This window comes from Enterobacter sp. fkY84-1, from assembly GCF_052974705.1.
In genome coordinates, this window is sequence record NZ_CP169393.1 from 1,202,645 (window position 1) to 1,227,165 (window position 24,521).

Here is a 24,521-nt window from a genome sequence, read left to right on the forward strand (position 1 = left end):
GACGAAAATATAAATGATAATCATTATTGCTTCTTTTATCATTTTGAGGAGGATGATATGGATACGTCCCTGGCTGAGGAAGTTCAGCACGCCGCAACCACGCTGGAATCAGACCGTTTTTTCTTTATGTCGCCTTACCGCAGCTTTACCACGTCCGGCTGCTTTTCCCGCTTCAGTGAACCCGCCGTCGGCGGTGACGATCCGGCGGGTCGCTTCCAGCAAAAATTAGCCCAGGCCTTCCGCACGGCAAAAGCCAGCGGTATTGCTCACCCGGTGATGGTGGGGGCGATCCCGTTCGACACCCGCAAGCCCTCGTCGCTGTTTATTCCGCAACGCTGGGAGACCTTTTCCCGTCCCGCACGTCAGCAGTCAGCACGCTATTTTTCCGGCGCGCAGGCCCTGAAGGTGGCACAACGCACCGAGATCCCGCCGCAGCCCGTCTTCGAAGAGATGGTCGCTCGCGCCGCGTCGCTGACCGCCACGCCGCAGGTGAACAAGGTGGTCCTGTCGCGCCTGATTGATATCGCGACCGACAAACGCCTGGACAGCGGCGCCCTGATGGAGCGCCTGATCGCCCAGAACCCGGCGAGCTTCAACTTCCACGTGCCGCTGGAAGACGGCGGGGTGCTGCTGGGCGCCAGCCCGGAGCTGCTGCTGCGCAAAGAGGGAGCGCACTTTAGCTCGCTGCCGCTGGCGGGCTCCGCGCGCCGTCAGCCTGACGATGTGCTGGATCGCGAGGCGGGCAACAAGCTGCTGGCCTCCGAAAAGGACCGTCACGAGCACGACCTGGTCACCCAGGCGATGAAGGCCATTCTGGCACCGCGCAGCCACCATCTCAGCATGCCAGATTCTCCTCAGCTGATTACCACGCCGACGCTGTGGCATCTGGCGACGCCGGTAGAAGGCAAGGCGCGTGAAAACGAGAACGCTCTGACCCTGGCCTGCCTGCTGCACCCGACTCCGGCGCTGAGCGGCTTCCCGCATCAGGCGGCGAAAGAGCTGATTGCCGAGCTGGAGCCGTTCGACCGCGAGCTGTTCGGTGGCATCGTTGGCTGGTGCGACAGCGAAGGCAACGGCGAGTGGGTGGTGACCATCCGCTGCGCGCGTCTTCGCGAAAATACCGTTCGCCTGTTTGCCGGCGCGGGCATTGTGCCTGCCTCCTCCCCGGTGGGCGAGTGGCGCGAGACGGGCGTGAAGCTCTCCACCATGCTCAACGTTTTTGGTTTGCACTAAGGAAGACTCATGACCATTCCCTTTACCCGCTGGCCTGAGGATTTTGCCCGCCGCTACCGTGAAAAAGGCTACTGGCAGGATCTGCCGTTGACTCACATCCTGACGGATCGGGCGGACAGCGATGCGGTGGCGATTATCGATAGCGATCGCCACATTACCTACCGCGCGCTGAATCAGGCCGTAAGCAACCTGGCCTCAGCCCTTCAGGCGCGAGGATTGCAGCGCGGCGAGACGGCGCTGGTGCAGCTTGGCAACGTGGCCGAGTTCTACATGACCTTCTTCGCGCTGCTGCAAATCGGCGTCGCGCCGGTCAACGCGCTCTTTAGCCACCAGCGCAGCGAGCTGAACGCCTACGCGGCGCAGATCAACCCCGCCGTGCTGATCGCCGATCGCGACCACGCGCTGTTTGCGGGCGATGACTTCCTCAACGCTTTCGTGGGTGAACACCGTTCGGTACGCGTCGTGCTGCTGCGCGGCGATAAGGGTGAACATGCCCTGGACGCGGCGATTGCGCGTCCCGCGGACAACTTCATCCCGAACCCGACGCCCGCCGACGAGGTGGCGTTTTTCCAGCTCTCCGGCGGCAGCACTGGCACGCCGAAGCTGATCCCTCGCACGCATAACGATTACGACTACAGCATCCGCCGCAGCAACGAGATCTGCGGCATTACAGCCGAAACGCGTTACCTGAACGCGCTGCCCGCGGCGCACAACTACGCCATGAGCTCGCCGGGGTCGTTAGGCGTCTTTACCGCGGGCGGCTGCGTGGTGCTGGCGAACGATCCGAGCGCCACGCTCTGCTTCCCGCTGATTGAACAGCATCAGGTTAACGTGACCTCGCTGGTACCGCCGGCGGTCAGCCTGTGGCTGCAGACGATTGCCGACGGCGCGGGGAACGCGCAGCTGAAATCCCTCAAGCTGCTCCAGGTGGGCGGCGCGCGCCTCTCCGCCACGCTCGCGGCGCGCATTCCGGCGGAAATTGGCTGCCAGCTGCAGCAGGTGTTCGGCATGGCGGAAGGGCTGGTGAACTACACCGCGCTCGACGACGCCCCGGAACGCATCATCAACACCCAGGGCCGCCCGATGTGCCCGGACGACGAAGTGTGGGTGGCGGACGAGCACGGCAATCCGCTGCCGCGCGGGGAGGTCGGGCGTCTGATGACGCGCGGGCCGTATACCTTCCGCGGCTATTTCAACAGCCCGGAACACAACGCCAGCGCCTTCGACGCCGACGGCTTTTACTGCTCCGGGGATCTGATCGCCATTGACGAGCAGGGCTACATCACCGTGCAGGGGCGCGAGAAAGATCAGATCAACCGCGGTGGCGAAAAGATTGCCGCCGAAGAGATCGAAAACCTGCTGCTGCGCCACGAAGCGGTGATCCACGCCGCGCTGGTGAGCATGGAGGACAGCCTGCTGGGCGAGAAGAGCTGCGCGTATCTGGTGGTGAAACAGCCCCTGCGCGCGGTGGAGGTGCGCCGCTTCCTGCGCGAGCAGGGCGTTGCCGAATTTAAGCTGCCGGACCGCGTGGAGAGCGTGGATGCGCTCCCGCTGACGCCGGTCGGCAAAGTTGATAAGAAACAGTTGCGCCTGTGGCTTGCTGAACGCGCCCGGGGCTGAGGAAAAGAGTATGGCCATTCCAAAATTAACCGCTTACGCGCTGCCGACCGCCGCAGAGTTGCCGACCAGCAAGGTGAACTGGGCGTTTGAACCGGAGCGCGCCGCGCTGCTGATCCATGATATGCAGGAGTATTTCCTGAACTTCTGGGGCGAAAATAGCGACATGATGCAGCAGGTAGTAGCGAACATCGCCAGACTGCGCGCGTACTGCAAAGAACACAATATCCCAGTGTACTACACCGCGCAGCCGAAAGAGCAGAGCGATGAAGACCGCGCCCTCCTGAACGACATGTGGGGGCCGGGCCTGACCCGCTCGCCGGAGCAGCAGCGCATCGTGGCTGAACTGACGCCGGACGAAGCGGACACCGTGCTGGTGAAGTGGCGCTACAGCGCGTTTCACCGCTCGCCGCTGGAGCAGATGCTGAAAGAGACCGGCCGCAACCAGCTGCTGATTACCGGCGTTTACGCCCATATCGGCTGCATGACCACCGCCACAGATGCCTTTATGCGCGACATCAAGCCGTTCTTTATTGCCGACGCGCTGGCGGATTTCACCCGCGACGAGCACCTGATGTCGCTGAAATACGTGGCAGGACGTTCTGGCCGCGTGGTGATGACCGACGAGCTGCTGCCGTCCGTTCCGGCAACGAAAGCCGCGCTGCGCGCGCTGATCCTGCCGCTGCTGGACGAGTCCGACGAGCCGATGGATGACGAAAACCTGATCGACTACGGCCTGGATTCAGTACGGATGATGGCGCTGGCCGCCCGCTGGCGCAAAGTACACGGCGATATCGACTTCGTGATGCTGGCCAAAAATCCGACCCTCGACGCCTGGTGGGCGCTGCTCTCCCGCGAGGTGAAGTGATGGTGTTTGATTTCACCGGCAAAACCGTCTGGGTCACGGGCGCGGGGAAGGGGATTGGCTACGCGACCGCACTGGCGTTTGCCGAAGCCGGCGCGCAGGTGACCGGGTTCGATCTGGCCTTCCCGCAGGATGACTATCCGTTTGCCACCGAAACGCTGGACGTGGCGGATGCCGGGCAGGTGCATGAGGTGTGCGGGCGCGTGCTGGCATCGCTCGACCGCCTGGACGTGCTGGTCAACGCGGCGGGCATCCTGCGCATGGGGGCGACGGACCAGCTCTCGCAGGAAGACTGGCAGCAGACCTTCGCGGTCAACGTCGGCGGCGCGTTCAATCTGTTCCAACTGACCATGGGCCAGTTCCGCCGTCAGCAGGGCGGGGCGATTGTTACCGTGGCGTCCGACGCGGCGCACGCGCCGCGCATCGGCATGAGCGCCTACGGCGCATCGAAAGCGGCGCTGAAAAGCCTGGCCCTGACCGTCGGGCTGGAGCTGGCGGGCAGCGGCGTGCGCTGCAATCTGGTGTCGCCGGGCTCAACGGATACCGATATGCAGCGCACCCTGTGGAAAAGCGACGATGCGGAGCAGCAGCGTATTCGCGGCTTTGGCGAGCAGTTCAAGCTCGGCATTCCGCTGGGCAAAATCGCCCGCCCGCAGGAGATAGCTGCGACCGTGCTGTTCCTTGCCTCCGATGCCGCCAGCCACATCACCCTGCAGGATATCGTGGTGGACGGCGGCTCCACGCTGGGGGCGTAAATGATCTGGAAACGTCATTTATCGCTTGAGGAGCTGAACGCCACCAGCGTGAATACCCTGGTGGCGAACCTGGGCATCGTCTATACCCGCCTCGGGGACGACGCGCTGGAAGCGGAGATGCCGGTGGATGCGCGTACCCATCAGCCGTTTGGCCTGCTGCACGGCGGGGCGTCGGCGGCGCTGGCGGAAACGCTTGGCTCAATGGCCGGATTTCTGATGACCCGCGACGGGCAGAGCGTGGTGGGCACGGAGCTGAACGCCACGCATCATCGGGCGGTATCCCACGGCAAGGTTCGCGGCGTGTGTCAGCCGCTGCATCTTGGGCGTTCGAGCCAGAGCTGGGAGATTGGGGTCTTCGACGAGCAGGGGCGGCGGTGCTGTACCTGCCGGTTGAGTACGATGGTGTTGGGCTAACTCAGATCAAAGTGATCGGCTTAACACTGTGGTGTAAATCTCTGGTTTGACCACGCATTATTGCGTTTCAAAGTTGTTAAATTTTTCCGGTTGTTCTAGAAACAAAATGTAACATCTCACTGTTTCACGACAACGGACAACAACTATGAACAACTCAGGGAAATACCTTACATGGGCAGGGCTCTCCGTTGTGGGAGCTTTTGCCCTGGGCTATATCGCCCTCAACCGGGGGGAGCAGATCAACGCGCTCTGGATCGTCGTTGCCTCGGTCTGCGTTTACCTGATCGCCTATCGTTTTTATGGCCGCTATATCACCAGGAACGTCCTGGGCGTTGATGCAACGCGCATGACGCCTGCCGTCCGCCATAACGACGGTCTGGACTATGTGCCGACCGACAAGAAAGTGCTGTTCGGTCACCATTTTGCGGCGATTGCCGGGGCAGGCCCGCTGGTGGGGCCGGTGCTGGCGGCGCAGATGGGTTACCTGCCGGGGATGATCTGGATCCTCGCCGGGGTGGTGCTGGCGGGGGCGGTGCAGGACTTTATGGTGCTGTTCGTCTCTACCCGCCGCGACGGACGTTCGCTGGGTGAGCTGGTGAAAGAGGAGATGGGGGCCACTGCCGGGGTGATTGCGCTGGTGGCGACCTTTATGATCATGGTGATTATCCTCGCGGTGCTGGCGATGATTGTGGTGAAAGCGCTGACCCACAGCCCGTGGGGGACGTACACCGTTGCCTTTACCATTCCGCTGGCGCTGTTCATGGGGATCTACATCCGCTACCTGCGTCCGGGACGCATTGGTGAAGTGTCGGTGATTGGCCTGGTATTCCTGGTGTTCGCCATTATCTCCGGCGGCTGGGTGGCGGAAAGCCCGACCTGGGCCCCGTTCTTCGACTTTACCGGCGTACAGCTGACCTGGATGCTGGTGGGCTACGGCTTTGTGGCGGCGGTGTTGCCGGTGTGGCTGCTGCTGGCCCCGCGTGACTACCTCTCTACCTTCCTGAAAATCGGCACCATTGTCGGGCTGGCAATCGGTATTCTGATTATGCGCCCAACGCTGACCATGCCGGCGTTAACCAAATTTATCGACGGTACCGGCCCGGTCTGGACCGGCAATCTGTTCCCGTTCCTGTTTATTACCATCGCCTGCGGTGCGGTGTCGGGCTTCCACGCGCTGATCGCCTCCGGGACGACGCCGAAGATGCTCGCGAATGAAAATCAGGCCTGCCTGATTGGCTACGGCGGCATGCTGATGGAGTCCTTCGTGGCGATTATGGCGCTGGTATCCGCCTGTATTATCGACCCGGGCGTGTATTTCGCGATGAACAGCCCGATGGCGGTCCTGGCTCCGGCGGGCACCGTTGACGTGGTCGCTTCCGCCGCGCAGGTGGTGAGCGGCTGGGGCTTTGCGATTACGCCTGAAACGTTGACGAGCATCGCCAGCGAAGTGGGCGAGCAGTCCATTATCTCCCGCGCGGGCGGGGCGCCGACGCTGGCGGTTGGCATGGCGTATATTCTTCACGGCGCGCTGGGCGGGCTGATGGATGTCTCGTTCTGGTATCACTTCGCCATTCTGTTTGAAGCGCTGTTTATCCTGACGGCGGTGGATGCGGGAACCCGTGCGGCGCGCTTTATGCTGCAGGATCTGCTGGGCGTCATCTCCCCGAACCTGAAGCGGACCGATTCGCTCCCGGCTAACCTGCTGGCTACGGCGCTGTGCGTGCTGGCGTGGGGCTATTTCCTGCATCAGGGCGTGGTCGATCCGCTGGGCGGGATTAACACCCTGTGGCCGCTGTTCGGTATCGCCAACCAGATGCTGGCGGGCATGGCGCTGATGCTCTGCGCGGTGGTGCTGTTCAAGATGAAGCGCCAGCGCTACGCGTGGGTGGCGCTGGTGCCGACCGCGTGGCTGCTGGTCTGTACCCTGACGGCGGGCTGGCAGAAGGCCTTCAGCCCGGATAACAAGGTGGGCTTCCTGGCGATCGCCAACAAGTTCCAGGCGATGATCGACAGCGGCAAGATCCCGGCACAGTACACCGAATCGCAGCTGTCGCAGCTGGTGTTTAACAACCGTCTGGACGCCGGGCTGACCATCTTCTTTATGGTGGTGGTCGTGGTGCTGGCGTTGTATTCTCTCAGGACCGCGCTGGCAGCATTGAAAGTCGACGCGCCAACGGCGAAAGAGACGCCGTATGAGCCAATGCCTGAAAACCTGGAAGAGATTGTGACCCAGGCCAAAGGGGCGCATTAACCCGTGTGCCGGGTGGCGCTAGCGCTTACCCGGCCTACATTCCCTGTGAGATCAGAACTATGTTCGACACCCTTTCCAAAGCCGGTAAGTACCTGGGACAGGCCGCCAAAATGATGATTGGCGTGCCGGACTACGACAACTACGTCGAGCATATGCGCGTCAACCATCCAGACCAGACGCCCATGACCTACGAAGAATTTTTCCGCGACCGCCAGGACGCCCGCTACGGTGGCAAGGGCGGGGCGAAGTGCTGTTAACCCTCTTTCGGGAGATAGAGGCTGATCTGCTCCTGCTTACAGCCGTAGATCGCCGCCAGCTTTTCGCGGGTGCGCTTTTGCGGACGGGAGTCCAGCGCTTCCAGCTGTGACACGGCGGACTGGCTGATGCCGAGTTTCTCCGCCACCTCCTGCTGGGATAGCCCGCGCAGGATACGCCACGCGGCCTGCAGGCTGACGTTCTGCCAGGTCATGATGCTGCACACGTCTCCGGGCAATTCCACGTCATCCAGACTATCGTGTTCGACCTCAATATCCTCCAGATCGTCATCGGTTTCGTCGTCGATCTCTGCCATCTGTGAGCACATGCGGAAGTATTCGTGATAAGGAATAACCACATACTGCGTTTTACCGTTATCGTCCTTAATTAGCTGAACAGCCATAGGTGGCTTTCTCCTCATGCAGGTAAGTCGTTGAAGTTCTGCGCTTGACGGCTAAAACATAACAATGGTTATCGGGATCGTCCCGAAGCGTATAGATGATGCGGTAATCGCCAACGCGAAGCCGGAAATGATTTTCTGTCGCCGATATTTTTTTGATATCGGGCCGGGGTGCCGAGCGGTCATCCAGTTCGGCAAGCTTTACCTCAATGCGGCGTTGATACCGCTCGTCAATTCTGGAAAAAGCCTTTTTTGCACCATTAGACCAGACAATCTTCATCCGTACCTCCACTGTACGCCCACACAAATTATAAGGAAATAATAAGACTATTAGATAAATTCCGAATTTCTTATGGGGTACTGTAGAGCGGACATAAAACGGAAGTAAGCGGTAAAAAGCGAAACATCGAGGCGGCTCGACAAGGCCTCTGCCGGGCGACAGAGGCTTGCAGAAAAGGTGCGATCAGGCGTTCAACCCGCCGTCGACATCCAGCCCTGTGCCGGAGATCTGCCCGGCGGCCGGGCTGGCAAGGAAGGTGACCGCCGCCGCGATGTCTTCCGGCTGGCCGTAGTGGCCGACCGCGATCATCTGGCGCTGGGCTTCCGCCTGTTCGCCGTCTTCCGGGTTCATATCGCTGTTGGTGGGGCCGGGATGCACCAGGTTAACGGTAATGCCGCGCGGGCCCAGATCGCGCGCCAGGCCGCGGGTGAGGGAGTTAAGGGCAGACTTGGTCATCGAGTAAACGGCAATGCCCGGCATCGCCACGCGGTTCGCCAGACAGCTGCCGATGTTGATGATGCGCCCGCCGTCGGACATGTGCACCAGCGCTTCCTGAATGGCGATCACCACGCCGCGAATGTTGACGTTGATCAGCGCGTCGATGTCCGCCAGGGTCATGGACTCCAGCGGGCCGCCGCGCGCGATACCCGCGTTGTTGACCAGAATATCCAGCCCGCCAAGGGAACGCGCTGCATGGGTAACGGCATCCTGAATCGCCTGCGCGCTGGCGCTGTCGGCCTGAATCGCTTCGCCGTGCCGCCCAAGCGCCTTAATTTCATCGGCGACCGCCTGGGCTTTATCGGCGGATTTTTCATACGTAATAACCACATCGGCACCGGCGCGTGCCAGCGACAGCGCGATAGCCCGACCCAATCCACGGCTGGCGCCGGTAACCAGCGCCTTTTTACCTGTTAAATCGATCTGCATGATGACCTCGTGACGAGAGTGGTGAGAATCATCATTAGGTATAGCCTGTCGGCGCGATTAACGGCTGAAGGATTCCACCTTCTCAAACGCGGCGCGCAGAACGTCGGGCGTTAACGTCACCGGCAGAGAGTGAATCGACTCCACCGGGCGCAGGGTGTGGGCAATGACCTTATCCAGCGCTTCCCGGTTATTGATGTCAACGTCCAGCGCGCGAAGCGTGGTCGGCAGGTTAAAACGCCGGTACGCCGTCACCAGTTGCGCCAGCACATCGTCCTGACCGAGCAGGGCGCTCTGCACCAGAATCCCGTAGGCTACCTTGGTGCCGTGCAGATATTTTTCCGTCTGCGGCAGCATGGTTAAGCCGTTGTGTACCGCATGTGCTGCCGCCACGCGGGTATAGCGTTCGCCCAGACCGCCGACCATCCCGCCACCGGCAATAATCGCATCCACCACGTCCCGGAACGCCTGCGTCTGGTCACCGCGCTGCTGGTCGGCCAGCGCCTCTTCGCTGCGCGTCAGCAGCACGTCGCGGATCGCCAGCGCGCCGTTGATGCCGAGCCGCACGGTCAGCGGCAGGTTCTCCGGCTCAGGTGCCAACACCACCGCTTCGTACCACTTCGCCAGCGTATCGCCGATGCCTGCCAGCAGATATTCCGCTGGGGCGTTAAGGACGATCTGCGGCTCCACCAGCACCAGGAAGTTGGCGTCGTCGAAGATCTCAAAATGCAGCGCCTGACCGGCATCGTTGTACCAGACGGAGAGCGGGGTCCACGCCGCGCAGGTGGCGGCAATGGTGGGGATGCCCACGAACGGAACGCCTAAACGACGCGCCACGGCTTTCACCGTATCCATCACCGCACCGCCGCCGACGCCAATGACCACGCTGGCGTCGCTGCCGGATTCATTCACCAGATGAGTGACGTCGCGCTCGCTGCAGTGGCCTTTAAAAAGCAGGCGTTTCGCCCCCGGCGCGTGAAAGCTCTCCGGCAGGAACGGGCGCGCGCCGTCGATAGCGCGCTCGCCGTAAATCCACACCGCGCGGGAAAGCTGTTCCGGGGTAAAGAAGTCATTCAGACGCGCAAGGCTTCCGGGATGGGAGAAGTAGTTCGCCGGGCCAGGCACGACGCGGATATCGGTGTTGCTCATGGTGTTGTCCTTTTTTAGCAAGCGCTAACCCGATGTTATGTCTGGACATCCGGATGGCTAATAATATTTCGCTTTATCTTATGCCTTTTCCGTCGTTGTCAGTCAACCGGAGCTGTGAAAAATTCGATAAATCAGAAGAGTTATGAAGGATTTACGCGGATGGTTTCCAGTCGCCTTGAGATGCGCGGTATCAGCCTGGCCTTTTCCGGCTTTCAGGCGCTGTCGCGCGTGAATTTCACCTTAACCGGCGGATCGGTACATGCGCTGACCGGCGCCAACGGCGCGGGGAAATCGACGCTGATGGCGGTGCTGTGCGGGACGCACGACCACTATGAAGGCGAAATCTCCATCAATAACCAGCCGGTAAGCATCCGCGAGCCGCTGGACGCCAAACGGCTGGGCATCCACCTCGTGCAGCAGGAGGTGGACGTGGCCCTGATCCCGGGATTAAGCATCGCCGAGAACATCATGCTCGACCAGCTGGCGCAGCCGGGGCATCGCTTCAGCTGGCGCGCCGTCCGCCAGCAGGCGAGACAGGCGCTGGCGCAGCTGGATGTTTCTCTGGACGTTCGCCGCTCCATCGACAGCTGCACGCTTGCCGAAAAGCAGCAGATTTTGCTGGCGCGCGCCCTGTCACACCACTGCCGTTTTCTCATTCTTGATGAGCCCACCGCGCCGCTGGACGCGCACGAGAGCGAGCGCCTGTTTGCGGTGGTGAGACGGTTAAAGCAGCAGGGCATCGGCGTGGTGTTTATCTCCCACCGCATTCACGAGCTGAAGGCCATCTGCGACACCCTGACGGTGCTCCGCGACGGCAAGCTGATTGAGTCCGGCCCGATGGCCGATCTGAGCGGCGAAGCGATCGTCGAGAAGATGCTCGGCCACGTGCTGAGCGATATCTACCCGCCCGCGCGGCCGCCGCACGGCGACGAAACGCTGCTGCGGGTGGAAGGGCTGCACGACGACGCGCTGCTGAAAGATATCTCGCTGCACCTGCGCAAGGGCGAAATTCTCGGCATTGCCGGGCTGGCGGGCGCGGGCAAAACCGAACTCTGTAAGGCGCTGTTTGGCGCCAGCAAAAGCCGCGTCGCGAACGGCGAGCTGAACCATCAGGACTGGAAACCGCGCGACCCGGCGGACTCGGTGCTGCGCGGCCTGGCGCTGGTGCCGGAAGAGCGGCGCAAAGAGGGCATTTTTATCGACGAGCCGGTGAGCATGAACCTTGCCGTGTGCGCCGATAACAGCTTTTCGCGCTGGAGCCTGTTCGGCCATCGTCAGGCGTGGCGCTGGGCGGAGGAGGTGATCGCCCGCGTCGGCGTGCGCGCCCGCGGACCCGGGCAGGTTTTGCGACGTCTCTCCGGCGGCAACCAGCAGAAGGTCGCCATCGGCAAGTGGCTGCGCAATGACGCGAGCGTGCTGATCTTCGACGAGCCGACCAAAGGCGTGGACGTGAAGGCCAAAACCGATCTGTTCCAGCTGATCGACGGCCTGGCGCGCGAGGGCAAAGGGGTGATTTACGCCTCGGGCGAATTTGCCGAACTGGTCGGGCTGTGCGACCGCATCTGCGTGCTGTGGGACGGGCGCATCGTGGCGGAAATCGCCGGGGCCGAGGCCCGTGAAGAGACACTACTTTATTATTCAACCGGAGGAACGGCGTCGTGAGCAAGGCCCTTTCAGTAAACGCGGCGGCGTCTGGCCGTCAGCAGATTTTCGATTTTCTCTACAAGTGGGGCATGCTGTTAACCGTCGTCGCGCTGGTGGCCGTCTTTGGCCTGGCGTCGGACAGCTTCCTCGATCCGAACAACATCATCAATATTCTGCGTTCGATTGCCATCGTGACGGTGATTGCCATCGGCGTGTCGATATCGCTGACCATTGGCGGGTTCGATCTCTCCGTGGGGTCTACCGCGTCGCTGGCGAACGCGCTGGTGATTTCGCTTTTCGTCTGGCACGGCTTCGGCACCACCGAGTCGATTCTAATCACCCTCGCGCTCTGCACGCTGGTCGGCCTGTTTAACGCCTTTCTGATCGTTATCCTGCGCATTCCGGACATGCTCGCGACGCTGGCCAGCCTGTTTGTCATTCAGGGCGTGGCGATGACCTACAGCTACGGCGGGTCGATTACCGAGAACATGGTGCTGCCGAGCGGCGACATGGCGGAAGGCACCATCCCTGCGACGTTCAGCCTGCTGGGGCAGGTGCCGACTATCGTGATCGTCATGCTGGTGGTGACGGTTCTGGCGCAGCTGGGGCTGTCGCTCACCACTCACGGTCGTCGGATGTACGCCATTGGCGGTAACCCGGAAGCGGCGCGCCTCTCGGGGATTCGCACCACCCGCTACAAGGTGGCGGCCTACGTGATTGCCTCCCTGCTGGCGGGCCTGGGCGGGATTTTGCTGGCCTCGCGCATTGGCTCGTCGCAGGTAAACGCGGGCGGCGGTTACCTGATGGATGCGGTGGCGGCGGCGTGGATTGGCTTCTCGCTGGCCGGGTCCGGCAAGCCGAATGCCCTGGGGACCCTGGTCGGGGCGGTGATTCTCGGCGTGCTGTCGAACGGGCTGGTGATGCTCTCCGTGCCGTATTACGCCATGGACATTATAAAAGGGCTGGTGCTCGCGGTAGCGCTGGCGATTACCTACATACAAAAACGCTGACAACACAACGGGATAAAAAATGAAAAAGATTGCACTCTCTTTGGTGGCATTAGGGTTATTCACCGCTCTGCCTGGCTTCGCGGCCACGCCCGCACCGCTCCCGGCGGCCATTGCCAACCATGACGGCCCCATTCGCATCGCGGTGATCCGTAACCTCGGCTCAGACGACAACACCACGCAGTTTATTGCCGGGGCCATTCAGGAAGGGAAGAAGCTTGGCTTTAAGGTCAGCACCTTTTTAAGCAACGGGGACGACGCCAAATTCCAGGACTTCGTGAACCAGGCCATCAGCCAGAAGTACGACGGGATTATCCTGTCTCAGGGCCGCGATCCGTACTCCACCGCGCTGGTGAAGAAGGCGGTGGACGCCGGGATTAAGGTCGCGGTATTTGATACCGCCGTCAACGGCGAGATCCCGGGCGTGACCGTTACCCAACAGGACGATGCCTCTCTGACGAATCTCTCCTTCGGCCAGCTGGCGAAAGATTTCAACGGCAAGGCTAATATCGTCAAGCTGTGGGTAGCGGGCTTCCCGCCGATGGAGCGTCGTCAGGCGGCGTATAAAGAGTTGCAAAAACAGTACCCGGACATCAAAGAGCTGGAGTCTATCGGCGCGGTCTCCTCTGACGTGCAGGGCGACACCGCCAACAAGGTGGGCGCGATCCTCGCGAAATACCCGAAAGGCAAAATCGACGCCATCTGGGGAACCTGGGACGCCTTCAGCCAGGGGGCGTATAAGGCGCTGAAGGAGAACGGCCGTACCGAGATCAAACTCTACAGCATCGACATCTCCAACCAGGATCTTCAGCTGATGCGCGAGCCGGGCAGCCCGTGGAAGGTGAGCGTGGCGGTGGATCCGAAGCTGATTGGGGCGACCAACGTGCGCCTGATCGCCAATAAGATTGCCGGGGAAGCCACGCCTGCGACCTACGATTTTAAGGCGGCCGCTATTCCGCAGACGCTGCTGACCGCCCAGCCGGGCGCGGTGAACGTGGCGTCGCTGGGGAAAATCATTCCGGGTTGGGGCCAGACGGAAGATTTTATCGCGCCGTGGTTTGCGACGCTGGAAGCGAAGAATAAATAAAACCCAGCCGGGTGGCGGCTGCGCCTTACCCGGCCTACATTTCGCACCCGTAGGCCCGGTAAGCGCAGCGCCACCGGGCGAAAGGAGCTCAAGGTGACTCATTTACCCCCTCCCGAATACAGCCGCAACATGCGGCTGATTGGCCATAGCGATCAGGGTGGTCGCCCGGACGGCGTGCAGCTGATGGTGCACCGCGGTTTCGCTTATATCGGCCATATGGTGTCGCAGGGCTTTTCGATTGTCGACGTGCGCGACCCGAAAAACCCGAAAGCGGTGGGCTACGTGCCCGCGCCGCCCGGCACCTGGAACGTGCATCTGCAGGCGCATGATGACCTGCTGCTGGTCATCAACGCCCGGGATCTGTTTGCCGATGCCCGCTTTGCCGACGAGAAGGTCTACTATACCCGGCAGGTGGGCGAGACCGTCAGCGACGTGCAGGACAAAGGCTGGAGCGCTGGCCTTCGCGTTTTTGATATCTCCACGCCGGACGCGCCGCGCGAAATCGGCTTTCTGCCGCTGAGCGGCATTGGCATTCACCGCATCTGGTACGTCGGGGGCCGCTGGGCGTACGTGTCGGCGCTTATTGACGGTTTTACCGACTACATCTTTCTGACGATCGACCTGGCCGACCCGCGTAAGCCTGAGGTGTCAGGGCGCTGGTGGCTGCCGGGCATGAACCAGGCCGAAGGCGAACAGCCGAACTGGCCGGAAGGGAAACGCTACGCGCTCCACCATGCGATTATTGCCGGCGATACGGCGTACGGCAGCTGGCGCGACGGCGGCCTGACGCTGCTGGACGTGAAGGATCGTACCCAGCCGAAGCTCATTAGCCACCGCAACTGGAGTCCGCCGTTTGGCGGCGGCACGCACACCGCGCTGCCGCTGCCGGACCGCGATCTGCTGGTGGTGCTGGACGAAGCGGTGCTCGATAACCAGGAAGACGGCGAGAAGCTGATCTGGCTGTTTGATATCCGCGAGCCGTCGAACCCGGTCAGTATCTCTACCTTCCCGCAGCCGGATGAAATCGACTACGTGGCGAAAGGGGCGCATTTCGGGCCGCACAACCTGCACGAAAACCGGCCGGGGAGCTTTGTCAGCTCAACGCTGATTTTTGCCACCTATCAGAATGCGGGCGTGCGCGCGTATGACATTTCCAATCCGTATCGTCCGGTTGAAACGGGGGCGCTGGTGCCCGCCGCGCCGGCGAAAATGATGGATACCCGCCCGAATCGCCCGCAGGTGATCCAGTCGTGTGACGTGTTTGTGGATGCGCAGGGAATTATCTACAGCACGGACTATAACGGCGGGCTGTCGGTGATTGAGTATCTGGGGTGAGTTTTTGCCGGGTGGCGGCTTCGCCTTACCCGGCCTACATTTTGCTCTCGTAGGTCCGGTAAGGCGAAGCCGCCACCGGGCAAACGTTCTCAACTGTACTGCCGCACCCGCGCCACCAGATCTTCCGCGCTGTCGATACGGTCGGCAATCACGATCAGCGCCTTGCCGAGCGTTATCGCGTGGCGCAGGCACTCGTGGCGCATCGCCTCGTCCTGAATGGTGTCGATATCCGCGACGTGGGAAAGCCCGACGCTGCGGCGAATGAGTTCGGTGCCGCAGAAGCCAATGGCGTCATGCCAGACCTTTTTCAGGAACGCGGAGGCATAGCCCGGCGCGCCGAGCGCCGCGTCGCGCGTTTTCTCGTGCGCCAGCGCCTGGAAGCGTTCCGCGAAGGTGTTCCACAGCTCCTGAATATCGGTCAGGCGCTGCTCGCGCGCGGCGGCGGCATCGCGAATGCCCAGGTGCCCCGGCAGGCCGCAGAAGTTGAGCAGCAGGTTGCCGATGGCGGTGCCGATATCAAAGCCCATCGGGCCAAAATAGCCGAACTCGGCATCGATGGCCTTCAGGCTGCCGTCGGCCACAAAAATCGAGCCGCTGTGAATGTCTCCGTGCAGCAGGGCTTCAGCCTGAGAAAAGAAGCGGTGCTTGAGGGCGGCCACGGCCATTTTCAGCTGGGCGTCGTCGCGTAGCGCGGCGACGTCATTTTCCAGCTCGGCAGGGTAGCTGTTGCGTTCGTGGATCTGGTACGGATCGTTGAAGAACAGATCTTCGGTGATCTCGCACATCTCCGGGTTGATGAATTTCGCCACCTGCGCTTTCTTCTCGTGCGGGTGCAGGTAGAAATCGCTGGTGTGGAACAGCGCGTGCGCGAGGTATTCACCCAGCTGACGCGCCGCCTGCGGGTAATAATTATTTTTGATCAGCTCGCCGCGCCAGATGCGATGGCTGGAGAGATCTTCCATCACCATTACCGCCAGTTCCGGGTCAAAGTGGTGGATTTTCACGGTGTGCTGCGGGCTGTGCCGGTAGTGCTCGACCAGCGTTTGCGCCTCCAGACGGGCGCGATCCAGCGTCAGCGGCCAGGACTCGCCGACGCAGCGCACGTAGGGCAGCGCCTGCTTGACGATGATGCGGCTCACGCCCGCGCTGTCGATAATTTTAAAAACCAGATTGAGGTTGCCGTCGCCTACCTCCTGCGCCTCCACCAGCGATGAAGGATCGTCAAGGCCGCCAAATTGCCTGGCATATTCCACGGCGTCCTGAGCGGTAAAGGTACGGTATTGCGACATGGCCTGCTCCTCACGGGTTTGCTAATAAAGACATGTAGACGTCTATACATCTGGATTTCATCCTGACACAATGTGCTACAACAACGCAACAGGGAATTAACGACATGCAGACATTACAGACGACCAGCCTGCGGGTAGCGGATAATCAGCTCTTTATTCTCGACCAGCAGGCCCTTCCGCAGGAGAAACGCTGGCTGGATGCCTCAACGGTAGAGGCGCTGGTGGGGCATATTCACGCCCTGCGGGTGCGCGGCGCGCCGCTGATCGGTCTCTCTGCAAGCCTGCTGCTGGCGCTGCTGGCGGAAAACGGCAAAAGCCGTGACGGGCTGGCGGTTGCGCTGGAAACCCTGCGCGCGTCCCGCCCGACGGCGGTGAACCTGATGAACAACCTCGACCGCATGAAGCGGACGCTGTGGCAGGAAGATTTTGTTCCGGCGCTGGTGGCCGAAGCGCTGCGCCTGATTGACGAAGACAAACGACTTTGCGATGCGATTGCCAGCGCGGGCAGCGCGCTGGTGAAGCCCGGCAGCCGTCTGCTGACCCACTGCAACACCGGCGGGCTGGCAACGGCGGGGGTCGGTACGGCGCTGGGGGTGATTGCACGCGCGCACCAGGAAGGCAACGTCAGCAACGTCTGGGTGGATGAAACCCGCCCCCTGCTGCAGGGGGGGAGATTAACCGCGTGGGAACTCGGCGAGCTGGGCGTGCCGTATCAGCTGATTACCGACTCCATGGCCGCCAGCCTGATGGCGAAAGGGCAGGTCGACGCCGTGTGGGTGGGCGCAGACCGCATTGCGGCCAACGGCGACGTGGCGAATAAAATCGGCACCTACTCTCTGGCGGTGCTGGCAAAATTCCACGGCATTCCGTTCTACGTGGCCGCGCCGCAAACGACCCTCGACCCGGACTGCCCGAACGGCGACGCGATCCCGATTGAGCAGCGTGCCGCCAGCGAGGTGACGGGCGTCGCCGGAAGCTTTGGCGCGGTGCAGTGGGCGCCGGAAAACGCGAAGGTCTACAACCCGGCGTTTGACGTGACCCCAGCCTCGCTGATTAGCGGCTGGGTGCTGGATACGGGCGTGGTCACGCCGGAAGAGGTTGCGGAAGGGAAATTTGCCTGAGTCCGGCTATCCTTTAAGGGGCTCCCTTAAGAGGACAACATCGTGACGCTCGACCCTGAAACAGACTTAAAACTGGAGCGCGTAGTGGACGCACCGCGCGACCTCCTGTGGCTCTGCTGGACTACGCCCGAACACATCAAACACTTCTTCATCCCTGCACCGCATAAGGTGCTCGACTGCGATCTCGATTTGCGCGTGGGCGGGCGGTTCAACACCGTGTTTGAGGTGGACGGCCAGCGGATGGATAACCGGGGCGTGTTTCTTGAAATCGACCCGGGGAAAAAGCTGGTCTTTACCGACGGCTATACCGAAGGCTGGAAACCGGCCGAGAAGCCGTTTATGACGGCGATCCTGCTGCTGGAAGAGGTGGGCGAGGGCAAAACCCGCTATACGGCGATTGCGCGCCACCCCACGAAGGAAATCCGCGAGCAGCATGAACAGATGGGATTTCACGAAGGGTGGGGGATTGTGCTGGATCAGCTGGTGGCGTATGTGAAAGGGCTTAACGCGTAGTGCGCGCTGGTGCCCTCACCCCGACCCTCTCCCACAGGGAGAGGGAGAAAAGATCAGGCCAGGCGTGGATACGCATCCGCAATTGCGTCACCGGTAAACTGGGCAACCCAGCCTTCCGGGTTATCGAAAATACGAATCGCCGTAAAGTTCGGCTCTGAGCCCATATCAAACCAGTGCGGCGTGCCCGCGGGCACGGAGATCAGGTCGTTTTTCTCGCACAAGACCTGATATACCTCATCGCCGATGTGCAGGCAGAACAAGCCCGCTCCTTCCACGAAAAAGCGTACTTCGTCTTCGCCGTGGGTGTGTTCGTTCAGGAACTTCGCGCGCAGCGCGTCTTTCTGCGGATTGTCGGCGCGCAGGCTGATCACGTCCCAGCTCTGGTAACCCTTCTCTGCGACCAGTTTGTCGATCGCATGTTGATACGCCGCGATCACGGCTTCAGGCGCGGGATCGTGTCCTAAATCGCGATCCGCCGCCCAGCGTTCAAACCGCACGCCTTTCGCGTTGAGCCGTTGGGCAATCTCGGCGGCGTCGGTGCTGTGCCACTGGTGTTGACTGGCATCTTTGTCGGAATAAATGGTCAATGCGCTCATGAAGGGATCTGCTCCGGGTTAATTTCGTCAAACTGGTGGACCTGATGGTGGTGGCTTGCGCCGTCATCATCACCGCGAATCAGCTGCAGGGTACGAAAACCTGCCTGTTCAGCCGCGTCCAGCTCCTGATGAATATCGGAGAGGAAGAGGATCTGCGACGGGGCGATGCCCGTTTGTGCCGCAATGTTCTGATAAGACTGCACCTCGCGCTTGGCGCCGATGTGGGTGTCGAAATAGCCGCTGAACAGATGAGTAATATCACCTTCGTCGCTGTAGCCAAATAACAGTTTCTGCGCGGCGACGGAGCCAGAGGAATAAACATAGAGATCAATCCCTTGCGCTTTCCATTTTTCCAGCGCCGGGAGCACGTCCGGGTAGAGATGGCCGGTAAAGTCGCCGTTAACGTAGCCGTCGTGCCAGATGATCCCCTGCAGCGCTTTAAGCGCCGTGGATTTACGGTCTTCATCCATAAAGGCAAACAGGGCGTCGATAAGTTCGCTGACGCTGGCGTGTGGGTTAGCGATTTCATCACGCAGGTTGTCCAGAATGGATTTGACCGGCTCGGCGTACTGCTGCGCGGTCACGAAGGCCGCCAGTCGCTCACGCGCGTAGGGGAACAAAACATCATGGACAAAACGAATATCGCTGGTGGTCCCTTCAATATCCGTCACAATCGCGCGAATCATACTCTCTCCAGTTGTCGTAAACGCATTTCGCATTCAAATAAGAACTCTAATCCTTCCAGATGACGCCGGGCTTCGGCCACGTCGCTTCCCCAGCAGGTTAAGCCATGACCGCGCAGAAGAAAACCATAATTAAGCGGCCGTTCCTGGGCGTAATGAGCGATGCGTGAGGCGAGGGCGTCGATATCCTGGTCGTTATCAAAGACCGGGATAGCCACCGTGTCCAGATGCGTGGTTTGTCCGGTGAGGGATTTTTGCATCTCAAAGCCGCTGATGGTGAGCTCGGCCTCTTTGACCAGACGCGACAGCACCGTGGCGTTAACCGTGTGAACGTGCAGCACGGCGTTGGCTTCCGGGAACAGGCGATAAATCAGCGTGTGCAGACCGGTCTCCGCCGACGGTTTACGACCGGACGGCGCGCGGTTGGTGGCGATCTCCACCTGCAGAAAGTCATCGGTTGTGAGGCTACCTTTGTCCTTGCCGGATTCGCTGAGCCAGCAGAGATGTTCGTCCTGACGCACCGACATGTTACCGCCGGTAGCGGGCGCCCAGCCTTTGGCACCGATCCAGCGGCAGGCATCGACCAGATGCGCGAGTTGCAGGTTGTCTGTCATTTCCTTTTACCCTCTCGGCCAGGAATATTCATATGGTTTATACCCGTCATACTTCAAGTTGCAGGTGCGTTGGCTGCACTCACTCACCCCAATCACGTACTTATGTACGCTCCCGGGGATTCGTTCCCTTGCCGCCTTCCTGCAACTCGAATTATTTAGGGTATAGACGTCTAAGCGTCTTGATTGCCAAAGACTAACATCGTGTTATAGTGGCAGCAACATAAGTATTACAAGCAGGCACAACACAATGAGCATTAACGCCTTGATTCCGCAAAGTAAACTTCCTAACCTCGGTACTACCATCTTTACGCAGATGAGCGCCCTGGCGCAGCAGCACAACGCCATTAACCTTTCTCAGGGGTTCCCGGATTTCGACGGCCCGGCTTATCTGCAGGCGCGTCTGGCGTATCACGTGGCGCAGGGGGCGAATCAGTATGCGCCGATGACGGGCGTGCAGGCGCTGCGGGAAGCGATTGCCGACAAAACGGCTGAGCTGTATGGCTATAAGCCCGATGCGAACACCGACATCACGGTGACGGCAGGGGCAACCGAAGCGCTGTACGCGGCCATCACCGCGCTGGTGCGCGCGGGGGATGAAGTCATCTGCTTTGATCCGAGCTACGACAGCTATGCGCCTGCGGTTGAACTCTCCGGCGGCGTGGTGAAACGCGTGGCGCTCCAGCCGCCGCATTTCCGCCCTGACTGGCAGGCATTTGCCGCGCTGCTGAGCGACAAAACCCGTCTGGTGATCCTGAATACGCCGCATAACCCGTCGGCGACGGTGTGGCAAAAAGCCGATTTTGCCGCGCTGTGGCAGGCTATCGCCGAACGGGAAATTTACGTCCTGAGCGATGAAGTCTACGAGCACATCTGCTTTGCTGAGGAAGGGCATGCCAGCGTGCTGGCCCATCCGCAGCTTCGTGAACGTGCTATCGCCGTCTCTTCGTTTGGTAAGACCTACCATATGACCGGCTGGAAGGTAGGGTACTGCGTGGCCCCGGCGGCCATCAGCGCTGAGCTGCGCAAAGTGCATCAGTACCTGACGTTTGCCGTGAACACGCCGGCTCAGCTGGCGCTGGCGGATATGCTGCGCGCGGAACCCGCGCATTACCGCGAGCTGCCGCACTTCTATCGTGAACGTCGGGATCTGTTTGTGGCGGCGCTGAGCCAAAGCCGCCTGGAAATTTTGCCGTCTGAAGGAACCTATTTCCTGCTCGCCGACTACAGCGCGATTTCCGAACTGGACGACGTTAGCTTTTGCCAGTGGCTAACGAAAGAGGTCGGCGTGGCCGCCATTCCATTGTCGGTGTTCTGCGCCGATCCCTTCCCGCACAAGCTGATCCGCCTGTGCTTTGCGAAGCAGGAATCGACGCTGCTGGCGGCGGCGGAGCGTTTGAACACGCTCTGATTATTTCACCGTCCACGCTTCTGAGTAACGGCGGTCTGCAAACAGCTCCAGCAGACCGTTGATTTGCTTGAGGCGCAGCACCTCATCGCTGTCCATGCCCAGCTCTTTGCCTATTCGCTCATCATTCCAGCCGAGCTGTGCCAGTTCGCGCACGATATCTGACATGGCGTTGATTTGATGCCGACCCCGCGCCCGATTGTGGCGAATCGTGGCGGCCATACGGTCATGTTTATCCTTCCGGTGCTGGCGCAGGCAGGTGACGGGGAGATATCCCCTGAGCTGACGCTTCAACGCCGCCCGATTTTTGCCGATTTCGTGGCGATGAAAGCCATCCACAATTTCGTAGTGATGGGCTTCACTTTCCGTCACAACAATAGGTTGGGTGAATCCATCGAGTTCGAGCGACTTGCTGAGCAGCCGTTTTTCCGGAGGGGCAACGTTATTGGGGTTGTAGTCGTTAGCGATAATCGCGTCCTGTTTGATCCAGAGAACGCAGTCTATCGGTTGCTCGCGAAAAGGGCTGTTTTTATGGATCGCTTCGCGAAAGGCATTGATGGCGTTAATCCTATCCTCCTCGGAAAGTGACTGAAGGTACGTTTCGATATCGGTAATTATTCTTTGTCGCATAAAATGCCCCACTCCTTGCGCTTCGCCTTCACTCGTTCGCTGTAGCGCTGATAATGTTTAGGTTTATTCGGGCTGAACGACAGCGCCCTGCACCAGTAGTCATTATTAAGTAAAACCTTACAAATACGGCGCCATGAGGGGATGTCTTTGGCGCCGATATCGCCGTCCTGCGTCTCGGGGATATCCGGCATGCCTCTCTTCTGATACCAGTGCAGATAGATCGCGATTTTATTGCGGTAATGCTCAGCCGTGTTTTGCGGCATGCTGTTCAGCAGGAGCATGGCGTAGTCGCGCCAGCCGAGGTGATCGGGTTTGAGGATTTTCCGGTGGCCATAAAAGTGGTTGTCCTGCCCGGCGTAGAAGCCGCCGCTGCGCACGCCGCTGACGCGCTCGCACATGGCGGCCCAGCGCTCGGGCTCGAGAACGTGATAGAGCCAGAGTCCCTGGCGCTGTTCCGGGCCGAAGGGCTCGCAGATGCGCATATAGCGCGGCGGGACGCCCGCCTGAAACATGAGGTTGTAGAGCGGGTTATAGCTGCTTCCGGATTTTGCAAACCATGTCCAGATGTCTGCGGTTTTCCAGTCGTAAAGAGGATAGACGTACCACGCGTGCCCGCCGGGCGCGGTGGTTGTCCAGGGCTTATCGTCCGCGAAGCGATGCTTGCGGTTGTTGGCGATGGTCAAAAATCGGTTATAGGATTCATCGGCGCGAATGCCCACCAGCATGGCTGCCGGACGGTGCAGTGCAAACCAGTCGGAAAACGAGCGGACAAAGGCTTCAAAGGTCATTCCCGTCTGGTAAAAATCAAAATAATCCGCAGCGGTGATGGCGCCTTCCGGCGGCTGGCGCACCCAGCGCACGTCCGGCGCCCAGCATTGCCATTCAGGCTGATACTGTGAGAGGGAATTTTGCGTGGTCAGCGGAAGCGCCACCCAGTAAAAGTGCTCGATGACGTCCCGGTAGCCTTCGCGCAGCGCATTAACGTGCTCAATGGTGCAGGAGAACTGTGCTTCCCAGTCAATAAAAAGCACGCTGATTTTTCGTTTTTGCGCCCGGGCCATTTGCGCGGTGAGATGCAGCATGACGGTGGAGTCTTTGCCGCCGGAGAAGGAGACGCAGATGCGGGAAAAGGTGGCGAACGTCCAGGCAATGCGCTCCTGCGCGGCCTCCAGCACGTTAAGCTGCAGGGGATATTTATACAGTGACATGTTCAATCTCTTCCTGAGTATGACTGTCGGGGGCTTTTATTTACGCTGATAAACCATGAATAGTAAAGATATTAAGGAGAAACCGGAATAATAAGATCTTCCATTAAAGGATTTGTTGCCCGAATGTAATTAAAAAGTATTCAGGCGATATCGCAAGTTATTCCACTTCGATTTTTTCAATGAATTGCGTAAACACGCTGCTGTTTAACGCCGAGCGATTGTAAAGCATGTAAACATCTACTTGAGGAATCGCAAAAGGCAAGGAAATGCTCTTCAGGTTGAGATGGTCTTTATATCGTTCAAACAATATTGTTGGTACAAAGCCTATTAAATCACTCACGCCAATAATATTCATAATCGAAAGCAGTGAGTCACTGCGGAAACAGACGTTGCGTTCCGGAAGGAGAATGTTTGACTGCAGCTGGAACTCTTTTATGCCATTCTCCTGACTGCGCATCAGCGTGAATTTTTCCTGGCCGAGTTCCTCAATCGTTGCGCTATCGCCGAGGCGGGGGTGATCTTTGCTGCACGCCAACAGCATTGCTAACTTCATAAAGCGGGTACAGACGATAGAGCGACTGTTAACGGGAGCAAAGCTAAACACCAGGTCGGCCTTGCGGTAGGCGAGCAAATCCTCGGCTGACTCAGGAGATAAGAGCACATCATTATGTTCTATGTCGTAATTTTCGTCTGCAAGCAGAGAGCTTAGCAGGCTGCCGAAGCGCCCATGGGCCACAATCTGCGGGCAGTAGATGACAAAGCTCTTTTTGATCTGCGCGTTATTCAGGATATTAATGGTTTGCTCAATGCTATTAAGGTTTTCTTCCAGATGGTGATGCAAATTGATCCCCACCGTCGTCGGGGTAATGCCTTTACCCGAACGAATAAAAAGCGGGTCATTCAGTTGCGCGCGCAGGCGTTGCAGGGACTGGCTCACTGCTGAGGGCGTGATATAGAGTGTTTCCGCTGCCTTGCTAATGCTAAGGTGCTGATAAATGCACTCAAAAATGACTAACAGATTAAGATCGAATTTTTTAAGGTCGTAAAGATTTGCCATAAATCATCCTGAGTGTGTTGTTGTCATCACATTACTGATAACTATAGTTCGAAGTTAATCATTTACAATCCTTGTGATTAACCTACTTAATTTGTTTTAAATACGAGCTTAATATATCACGAGGCTGGATTATTGAAATAGAACTTCAGCCGTTATTAAGATATTTTTATCTTTAAAACTTGCGGCGTT

At 59.7% G+C, this 24,521-nt stretch carries 25 protein-coding genes; 14 read left to right on the forward strand and 11 right to left on the reverse strand.

From position 1 onward, the window contains the following. The first annotated feature begins 57 nt into the window (after positions 1-57). From entC to ACEPLT_RS05620, 7 genes are all read left to right on the forward strand, one after another. Positions 58-1,233 carry an isochorismate synthase EntC gene (gene entC / locus ACEPLT_RS05590; RefSeq protein ID WP_232928037.1) on the forward strand — a complete coding sequence of 392 codons (1,176 nt, stop codon included), beginning with the start codon at positions 58-60 and terminating at the stop codon, positions 1,231-1,233. Positions 1,234-1,242: 9 nt separating this feature from the next. Continuing rightward, on the forward strand, positions 1,243-2,853 hold the full coding sequence (gene entE / locus ACEPLT_RS05595; protein ID WP_232928040.1) for a (2,3-dihydroxybenzoyl)adenylate synthase EntE: 1,611 nt from the start codon (positions 1,243-1,245) through the stop codon (positions 2,851-2,853). A 10-nt stretch (positions 2,854-2,863) separates the two neighbouring features. Next, positions 2,864-3,718, forward strand: a complete 855-nt coding sequence (locus ACEPLT_RS05600) for an isochorismatase (RefSeq protein ID WP_023293058.1) — start codon at positions 2,864-2,866, stop codon at positions 3,716-3,718. Beyond that, positions 3,718-4,470 (forward strand): 2,3-dihydro-2,3-dihydroxybenzoate dehydrogenase EntA, encoded by a 753-nt coding sequence (gene entA, locus ACEPLT_RS05605; protein ID WP_239558446.1) that lies wholly within the window; start codon positions 3,718-3,720, stop codon positions 4,468-4,470. Before ACEPLT_RS05600 ends, entA begins: the two co-directional genes overlap by 1 nt. Then, entirely contained in the window at positions 4,471-4,884 is a 414-nt protein-coding gene (gene entH, locus ACEPLT_RS05610; protein ID WP_008500995.1) for a proofreading thioesterase EntH, read from the forward strand. 145 nt (positions 4,885-5,029) lie between these two features. Continuing rightward, positions 5,030-7,135 carry a pyruvate/proton symporter CstA gene (gene cstA / locus ACEPLT_RS05615; protein ID WP_232928043.1) on the forward strand — a complete coding sequence of 702 codons (2,106 nt, stop codon included), beginning with the start codon at positions 5,030-5,032 and terminating at the stop codon, positions 7,133-7,135. A 59-nt stretch (positions 7,136-7,194) separates the two neighbouring features. Further along, entirely contained in the window at positions 7,195-7,392 is a 198-nt protein-coding gene (locus ACEPLT_RS05620) for a YbdD/YjiX family protein (protein WP_006809671.1), read from the forward strand. Here ACEPLT_RS05620 and ACEPLT_RS05625 read toward each other — a convergent pair. The 4 genes from ACEPLT_RS05625 to ACEPLT_RS05640 form a co-directional block, all read right to left on the reverse strand. Then, positions 7,389-7,793: a helix-turn-helix domain-containing protein gene (locus ACEPLT_RS05625; protein ID WP_008500997.1), complete on the reverse strand. Its 405-nt coding sequence runs from the start codon at positions 7,791-7,793 to the stop codon at positions 7,389-7,391. The genes ACEPLT_RS05620 and ACEPLT_RS05625 overlap by 4 nt on opposite strands. Next, on the reverse strand, positions 7,774-8,070 hold the full coding sequence (locus ACEPLT_RS05630; protein ID WP_023326881.1) for a type II toxin-antitoxin system RelE family toxin: 297 nt from the start codon (positions 8,068-8,070) through the stop codon (positions 7,774-7,776). Before ACEPLT_RS05630 ends, ACEPLT_RS05625 begins: the two co-directional genes overlap by 20 nt. 183 nt (positions 8,071-8,253) lie before the next feature. Beyond that, positions 8,254-8,997: an SDR family NAD(P)-dependent oxidoreductase gene (locus ACEPLT_RS05635; protein WP_008500999.1), complete on the reverse strand. Its 744-nt coding sequence runs from the start codon at positions 8,995-8,997 to the stop codon at positions 8,254-8,256. Between the two features lie 57 nt (positions 8,998-9,054). Next, the gene (locus ACEPLT_RS05640; protein ID WP_232928047.1) at positions 9,055-10,143 is read right to left on the reverse strand and encodes an oxidoreductase; all 1,089 of its coding nucleotides are present in this window, start codon (positions 10,141-10,143) and stop codon (positions 9,055-9,057) included. 159 nt (positions 10,144-10,302) lie between these two features. Between ACEPLT_RS05640 and ACEPLT_RS05645 the strand changes: the two genes are divergently transcribed. The 4 genes from ACEPLT_RS05645 (at position 10,303) to ACEPLT_RS05660 (ending at position 15,216) form a co-directional block, all read left to right on the forward strand. Then, positions 10,303-11,805: a sugar ABC transporter ATP-binding protein gene (locus tag ACEPLT_RS05645; protein ID WP_023293052.1), complete on the forward strand. Its 1,503-nt coding sequence runs from the start codon at positions 10,303-10,305 to the stop codon at positions 11,803-11,805. After that, a complete protein-coding gene (locus ACEPLT_RS05650; protein ID WP_023343570.1) occupies positions 11,802-12,797 on the forward strand; it encodes an ABC transporter permease in 996 nt (331 codons plus the stop codon). The genes ACEPLT_RS05645 and ACEPLT_RS05650 overlap by 4 nt, the downstream gene beginning before the upstream one ends. A gap of 19 nt (positions 12,798-12,816) precedes the next feature. Next, a complete protein-coding gene (locus tag ACEPLT_RS05655; RefSeq protein ID WP_232928050.1) occupies positions 12,817-13,881 on the forward strand; it encodes a sugar ABC transporter substrate-binding protein in 1,065 nt (354 codons plus the stop codon). Positions 13,882-13,974: 93 nt separating this feature from the next. Further along, the gene (locus ACEPLT_RS05660) at positions 13,975-15,216 is read left to right on the forward strand and encodes an LVIVD repeat-containing protein (RefSeq protein WP_232928054.1); all 1,242 of its coding nucleotides are present in this window, start codon (positions 13,975-13,977) and stop codon (positions 15,214-15,216) included. 89 nt (positions 15,217-15,305) lie between these two features. Here the strand turns inward: ACEPLT_RS05660 and mtnK are convergent, their stop codons facing one another. Next, positions 15,306-16,505, reverse strand: coding sequence for an S-methyl-5-thioribose kinase (gene mtnK, locus ACEPLT_RS05665; RefSeq protein WP_232928061.1), 1,200 nt, complete (start codon positions 16,503-16,505; stop codon positions 15,306-15,308). 104 nt (positions 16,506-16,609) lie between these two features. On the opposite strand from mtnK, the gene mtnA reads away from it, so the two are divergent. Further along, on the forward strand, positions 16,610-17,626 hold the full coding sequence (gene mtnA, locus ACEPLT_RS05670) for an S-methyl-5-thioribose-1-phosphate isomerase (protein ID WP_232928066.1): 1,017 nt from the start codon (positions 16,610-16,612) through the stop codon (positions 17,624-17,626). Positions 17,627-17,668: 42 nt separating this feature from the next. Continuing rightward, a complete protein-coding gene (locus ACEPLT_RS05675; RefSeq protein WP_023326890.1) occupies positions 17,669-18,139 on the forward strand; it encodes an SRPBCC family protein in 471 nt (156 codons plus the stop codon). A 53-nt stretch (positions 18,140-18,192) separates the two neighbouring features. On the opposite strand, the gene ACEPLT_RS05680 is transcribed toward ACEPLT_RS05675, so the two are convergent. The 3 genes from ACEPLT_RS05680 to ACEPLT_RS05690 are packed head-to-tail and all read right to left on the reverse strand — an operon-like array spanning position 18,193 to position 20,032. Next, entirely contained in the window at positions 18,193-18,735 is a 543-nt protein-coding gene (locus ACEPLT_RS05680; protein WP_045371852.1) for a 1,2-dihydroxy-3-keto-5-methylthiopentene dioxygenase, read from the reverse strand. Next, a complete protein-coding gene (gene mtnC / locus ACEPLT_RS05685; RefSeq protein WP_008501009.1) occupies positions 18,732-19,421 on the reverse strand; it encodes an acireductone synthase in 690 nt (229 codons plus the stop codon). The genes ACEPLT_RS05680 and mtnC overlap by 4 nt, the downstream gene beginning before the upstream one ends. After that, positions 19,418-20,032, reverse strand: coding sequence for a methylthioribulose 1-phosphate dehydratase (locus tag ACEPLT_RS05690; RefSeq protein WP_232928070.1), 615 nt, complete (start codon positions 20,030-20,032; stop codon positions 19,418-19,420). The genes mtnC and ACEPLT_RS05690 overlap by 4 nt, the downstream gene beginning before the upstream one ends. Before the next feature lie 247 nt (positions 20,033-20,279). Here ACEPLT_RS05690 and ACEPLT_RS05695 point away from each other — a divergent pair, with 247 nt between their 5' ends. After that, the gene (locus ACEPLT_RS05695; protein ID WP_232928076.1) at positions 20,280-21,440 is read left to right on the forward strand and encodes a pyridoxal phosphate-dependent aminotransferase; all 1,161 of its coding nucleotides are present in this window, start codon (positions 20,280-20,282) and stop codon (positions 21,438-21,440) included. Here the strand turns inward: ACEPLT_RS05695 and ACEPLT_RS05700 are convergent, their stop codons facing one another. The 3 genes from ACEPLT_RS05700 to citR all read right to left on the reverse strand — a co-directional run bounded on the left by ACEPLT_RS05700 (position 21,441) and on the right by citR (position 24,332). Next, on the reverse strand, positions 21,441-22,067 hold the full coding sequence (locus ACEPLT_RS05700; RefSeq protein WP_232928079.1) for an IbrB-like domain-containing protein: 627 nt from the start codon (positions 22,065-22,067) through the stop codon (positions 21,441-21,443). It lies immediately after the preceding gene. Next, positions 22,052-23,275: a phosphoadenosine phosphosulfate reductase gene (locus ACEPLT_RS05705; protein WP_023326893.1), complete on the reverse strand. Its 1,224-nt coding sequence runs from the start codon at positions 23,273-23,275 to the stop codon at positions 22,052-22,054. Before ACEPLT_RS05705 ends, ACEPLT_RS05700 begins: the two co-directional genes overlap by 16 nt. A gap of 157 nt (positions 23,276-23,432) precedes the next feature. Continuing rightward, positions 23,433-24,332, reverse strand: coding sequence for a DNA-binding transcriptional repressor CitR (citR, locus tag ACEPLT_RS05710; RefSeq protein ID WP_196095398.1), 900 nt, complete (start codon positions 24,330-24,332; stop codon positions 23,433-23,435). Between the last annotated feature and the right edge of the window lie 189 nt (positions 24,333-24,521).